This is a genomic window from Thermoflexus sp., from assembly GCF_034432235.1.
Lineage (GTDB): Bacteria > Chloroflexota > Anaerolineae > Thermoflexales > Thermoflexaceae > Thermoflexus.
The window spans coordinates 1-5,124 of record NZ_DAOUCJ010000101.1; the positions used below are offsets into that span (position 1 = coordinate 1).

Below are 5,124 nucleotides of genomic sequence, written 5' to 3' on the forward strand. Positions count from 1 at the left end.
GTAAGGGGCGTTCGGATGCAGACCCATCTCATGCATCACATACAGAATCCGGCGCTGCACCGGCTTCAGCCCATCCCGCACATCCGGCAGCGCCCGCGCCACAATCACGCTCATGGCGTAAGAGAGATACGCCTGCTGCACCTCTTCCTGGATCTCAATCTGCTGAACCCGCTCAACCGCCATTTCGCCTCCTGAGAGCCGGAGTATGAGCTAATTTATTTTGCTCTCAGCCGGAGAAGCCTCACCCTAAACGACATCCGGGGGAAGGGGCTCCGCTTTTACGATGCCCAGAATGTGGCGCGCGATCACCAGGCGCTGGATCTCGCTGGTGCCCTCCCCGATCGTCATCAGGCGGGCATCCCGATACAGCCGCTCCACCGGGAACTCCCGGCTGTAACCGTAACCCCCATGGATCTGAATCGCATTGCGGGTCACCCGCTCCGCCATCTCGCTGGCGAACAGCTTGGCCATCGCCGCCGCCTGGGTGTAAGGCAACCCCTGGTCCCGCAGCCACGCCGCCCGATACACCAGAAGCCGCGCGGCCTCGATCTCCACCGCGGCATCGGCCAGCATCCACTGGATCGCCTGATAGGCGGCGATGGGCTGGCCGAAGGCGGTCCGCTCCTTCGCATATCGCACCGCCTCCTCGAAGGCGGACTGAGCCAGGCCGACGGAAAGGGCCCCGATGCCGATACGGCCGCCATCCAGCACCTGCAGGGCATACGACAGGCCCCGGCCCGGCTCCCCCAGCAGGTGATCCATGGGCACCCGCACGTGATCGAACGTCACCGCGTGAGTGGGCGATCCGTGAAGGCCCATCTTCTTCTCCGGCGGGGCGATCGAAACCCCCGCCCGATCCGTAGGGACAATGATCAGGCTGAGGCCGCGCTTGCCCGCCGCCGGATCGGTGCGGCAAAGAACCACGATGATCTCCGCGAGGCTCGCGTTCGTGCACCACATCTTCTGGCCGGTGATCACCCACTCGTCTCCGTCGAGGACCGCGGTGGTGCGCACGGCGCCCAGATCGCTGCCGCAGTGGGGCTCGGTCAGAGCCAGAGCGGCCAGCCCGTTGCGGCCGCTGGTCAGAGCGGGCAGCCACCGTCGCCTCTGAGCCTCGCTGCCGAACAGCACGATCGGCGCCAGGCCCAGGCCATTGTGCGCGGCCAGGGAAAGGGCGGTCGAGCCACAGCCCCGGGCGATCTCCTCGATCGCGATCGCCGCGCTGACATGATCCAGACCAGCCCCCCCATAGGCCTCCGGCACGGTCAACCCCAGCAGACCCAGGGAGGCCCCTTTCCGGACGGCTTCCCAGTTGAACTGTCCGGTTTCATCCACATGCCGGGCGCGAGGCCTCAGTTCCTGCTCGACGAACTCCCGAACCGCCTGGCGGAACAGCCGCTGTTCTTCCGTCAAACGGAAATCCATGGCGAGCCCTCCACAAGGGTTAACGCTCCGGGAAATCCGCGCCCAGGCGGATCAGCAGATCACATGCGCAGGGGAGATCCGGGACCTCCCGGATCGCTGTTAGAGAGAGGCCCAGCCATCCGGCCACCTGGCGGCCGGCCTCCTGAGCCCCGGGATGGACCAGGATCTGAGTTTCCGGATAATCGAAGCGATCCGCATTGCCGATCTCCACGATCTCGGCCCCCAGCCCGCGAAGGGCATCCGCCACACGGGTCGCCAAGCCTGGCCGCAACGTGCCGTTCTGAACCGCGACCCGGGCCTCCAGGCGAGGCAGCTGAGGTCCGAAGAAATCCGCCAGCGCCTCTCGAACCTTCTCCGGGATCCGGACCAGAACCTCCGCCCCATCGGGCGTCGTGTAGGGCCGGGTCATCGAAGGGCCGATGGTCACCATGCGGATCTTCTCATCCGGGATACGAGCCGCCAGGCGGGCCAGGGCGATCATCTCCTCCAGGGTCAGGTTCGTTCGGATCCCATCCTTTACAGTTTCCCACAAAGCGGGGGCGCGGGCGATCAGCGTGGGCAGCATGTTCAGACGCAACACTCGATCCCGAACTGCCCGGAGCACTTCCTGCTGGCGGCGCATCCGATCGAAATCCCCCTCGCGCGTGGCCCGCGTCCGCGCGTATTTCAACGCCGTCCGTCCATCCAGATGCTGACACCCTGCATCGATGTGGAACGGCTCATAACCATAGTGAGCATCTGGATAATGCGGATCATCGATGGCTTCCGGGACGCAGAGATCGATGCCCCCGAGGAGATCAATAGCTTTCTCAAAGGCCGTGAAATTCACCCGCACATAATACGTGGTAGGGATCCCGAAATTATAGCGGATCGTCTCCTGAGCCAGGGCGACCCCTCCGCCTGGATATCCATAGGCGTCCCCCAGGAAATGCGCGGTGTTAATCCGGTTCTCCCCGAAGCCCGGGATCGTCACCCAGAGATCCCGAGGGATGGAGAGCACACCCGCGGAGAGCCCAACCGGGTCCAGCGTGGCGATCATGATCGTATCCGTCCGCCACGGCCCTGGTTCCCCTTCCCGCTGGTCGATGCCCAGGATCAGGATATTCACTCGTTCCTTGCCGGTCCACTCGGGAATCCCAATGGGATGATCGGGAGAAGTTCCCGAAGAGGAGGCGGATTCCCCACCGGCCAGGACAGGAGGGGAGGTTCGCAGGGCCTCCTGGAAGGCAAGCCGATAGCTCAGCATGCCGACCCCGCCTCCCAGCCCCAGGACCAGGAGGATCCAGAGCCATGCGGGCCAGCGGAAGGGGAAAGGCCGTGGGGATGAGATCCGAAGCCCGGGCATCATCCGCTCCCCCTCAGCGAACGGCCTTCAGGTCCTTCGGGCCGAAAGGCTCCGGGAGCAGCCGGCGCAGGGATGTCTCTCGAACGGCGCCTTTCGCATCCACCAGCAGGATCCGCAGATCCGGGGCGAACTCAGAAAGCACCTGACGGCATGCCCCGCACGGCGTGCCGCCGTTCTCCGTCGCGATGGCGATCGCCGTAAAACCGCGCTCGCCTTCTGAGATCGCTTTGAAGACCGCCACCCGCTCCGCGCACAATCCGAGGGGATACACCGCGTTCTCCACATTGCATCCGGTGAACACCTGACCGGAGGCGCTCAGCAGGGCGGCCCCCACCCGGTAACCGGAGTAGGGCGCATAGGCGCGCTCCCGCATCCGTAAGGCCAGTTCAACCAGCGCCTGATCATCCATGGGCAATGCTCCCTGGCGAGATAGACCCATGACCCTGCCTTATTCCGTAGATCGAGCTTAGCGATGCCCATCTCAAGATGCAGGGGTTCCACCCGAATGGCAAATCCGATCCCTCACAGAGCCTAAAGAAGAATTTTACAACGAGGCGGGGTCCGAGCTCCGCCCGGGCCCATATGGGATGGAGCTTCCCGCTCCCCTGTCCCTTCCCGATAGCCATCCGGCCATGGGGAGGAGGGCTGGAAAACCATGCCCGATGGGGAGATTTCCGGGGAAGGAATGGGCTGTGCGGATCCCCCTTCAAGGACGATCCACAGACGCCTGGACCACGGCGGGGCTGGATCTGGACCAGAGGCCGGGATCTCCTCCTATCCCCGGTCGAGGCCCAGCTGGCGCTCCAGCGCGCTGGCCATACGGCCCAGGGTGTAGTTGATCAGGAAGTAGATCACCGAGACCACATACAGGGTTTCCATCGGGTTACGCTCTCCCTGGAACAGGATCACGCCCCGCCGATACAGCTCAATGAACCCGATGATGGCCCCCAGCGAGGTGTCCTTCACCAGCGTAGCAAATTGGGCGACCAGCGGGGGGAGCGCCCGACGGAACGCCTGGGGAAGGATGACCAGGCGCATGGCCTGCCCAAACGTTAACCCGAGGGATCGGGCAGCCTCCCATTGCCCCCGCGGCAGGGAGAGGATCGCAGCCCGCAACGCCTCGCCATTTACCGCCCCGGTATAGATCCAGAGGGCGGCGATCACCGCCGCATCCGGCCGGGTGAGAGCATCGATCCCCATCTGACGGCCCAGCGCGCTCAGGCGCAGGAAGAGATAGAACATGAGGCCCAGCAGCGGCAACGCGCGGATCCCTTCGACCACCCCGATCACCGGATAACGAAGCCATGGCGGGCCGCTGTGGCGCGCCAGGGCGAAGAAGAGAGCCAGCGGGATGCTGGCCAGGATGGCGATCACCGAGGCCTCCAGGGTGAGGGCGATCCCCAGAGCGAGGAACTGCCAGGTGGATAACCGGGCGAAGGGCTCGAATCGCGCCGGCTCCATCCGGAAAGCCAGCGGGATCAGGATCAGCACCATCCCCACGCCGAGAAACGTCTGCCAGGGCCGCTCCTGCATCTGCATGCCCGCGCCTCCGCGCGTCGAATGCCTCCCCCGGGGTTAGAACATGATCCGCAGCCGCCGCTCCATGAAATTCACAAGCCCGCTTAAGGGAACAGTGATCACCAGATATAAGAGGAAAGCGATCAGCATGGGCCAATCCGCAAACGTGCGCCCGATCACGAATTCGGCCTGATACAGCAATTCCTCAACAGCAATCGCCGAGGCGATGGAGGTGTTCTTCACCAGGGCGATGAACACGGTGCCCAGCGGGGGGATCATCATCCGGAACGCCTGGGGCAGCAAGACCAGACGCACCATCTGGGGGAAGGACATGCCAAGGGAGAGGGCAGCCTCGATCTGCCCTCGATGGACGGATTGAAGGCCGGCGCGCACCACCTCCGCGACGAAGGCGGCCGTATAAACCCCCAGCCCGGCCACGGCGCTATCGAACGACGTGGGAAGGCGGAGGCCCGCTTTAGGGAGCCCGCTGTAGACAAAAACCAGCACGGGAAGCAGGGGGATATCCCGGAAGAACTCCACATAGCCCGCGGCGAACCATCGAAGGACTGCGACCGGTGCCACCCGCAAAACCCCGATCAGGGTTCCCAGGGCAAGGGCCACGCCCATGCTGGCCAGGGAAAGCCTCAACGTCGTCCATAGGCCCAGGAGCAGATAGTGCCAGACGTCCGCTGTGCTCATCGACGGAACAGGGCTCCTGGAATGGGATATCGGCTGCCCCCCCAGGGAAAGGCAAGAGGCATGGCGGGCGGCAAATCCGCCCGCCATGCCTTCCGCTTCCCCTCACCGATGCGAGCGATCAGGGCTGGCTCACCGCC

Annotated in this window: 6 protein-coding genes; all 6 read right to left on the reverse strand. The window is 64.6% G+C overall.

Going from position 1 to position 5,124, the window contains the following annotated elements; translation table 11 throughout:
• Positions 1-183, reverse strand: a 183-nt coding sequence (locus tag VAE54_RS12085; protein WP_322802223.1) for a DNA gyrase subunit A, incomplete at its 3' end; no start/stop codon positions are given.
• A gap of 63 nt (positions 184-246) precedes the next feature.
• Positions 247-1,425: an acyl-CoA dehydrogenase family protein gene (locus tag VAE54_RS12090; protein ID WP_322802224.1), complete on the reverse strand. Its 1,179-nt coding sequence runs from the start codon at positions 1,423-1,425 to the stop codon at positions 247-249.
• Positions 1,426-1,444: 19 nt separating this feature from the next.
• The gene (locus tag VAE54_RS12095) at positions 1,445-2,770 is read right to left on the reverse strand and encodes an LCP family protein (RefSeq protein ID WP_322802225.1); all 1,326 of its coding nucleotides are present in this window, start codon (positions 2,768-2,770) and stop codon (positions 1,445-1,447) included.
• A gap of 13 nt (positions 2,771-2,783) precedes the next feature.
• Positions 2,784-3,179, reverse strand: coding sequence for a cytidine deaminase (gene cdd, locus VAE54_RS12100; protein WP_322802226.1), 396 nt, complete (start codon positions 3,177-3,179; stop codon positions 2,784-2,786).
• A 365-nt stretch (positions 3,180-3,544) separates the two neighbouring features.
• Entirely contained in the window at positions 3,545-4,309 is a 765-nt protein-coding gene (locus tag VAE54_RS12105) for an amino acid ABC transporter permease (RefSeq protein WP_322802227.1), read from the reverse strand.
• A 36-nt stretch (positions 4,310-4,345) separates the two neighbouring features.
• Positions 4,346-4,987, reverse strand: coding sequence for an amino acid ABC transporter permease (locus VAE54_RS12110; RefSeq protein WP_322802228.1), 642 nt, complete (start codon positions 4,985-4,987; stop codon positions 4,346-4,348).
• Positions 4,988-5,124 lie beyond the last annotated feature (137 nt).

What these genes read in the sequence shown, in the direction of transcription:
- VAE54_RS12090 (WP_322802224.1), bottom strand. Translation starts at nt 1,425, where the DNA reads ATGGATTTCCGTTTGACGGAAGAACAGCGGCTGTTCCGCCAGGCGGTT.
- VAE54_RS12095 (WP_322802225.1), bottom strand. Translation starts at nt 2,770, where the DNA reads ATGCCCGGGCTTCGGATCTCATCCCCACGGCCTTTCCCCTTCCGCTGG.
- cdd (WP_322802226.1), bottom strand. Translation starts at nt 3,179, where the DNA reads ATGGATGATCAGGCGCTGGTTGAACTGGCCTTACGGATGCGGGAGCGC.
- VAE54_RS12105 (WP_322802227.1), bottom strand. Translation starts at nt 4,309, where the DNA reads ATGCAGATGCAGGAGCGGCCCTGGCAGACGTTTCTCGGCGTGGGGATG.
- VAE54_RS12110 (WP_322802228.1), bottom strand. Translation starts at nt 4,987, where the DNA reads ATGAGCACAGCGGACGTCTGGCACTATCTGCTCCTGGGCCTATGGACG.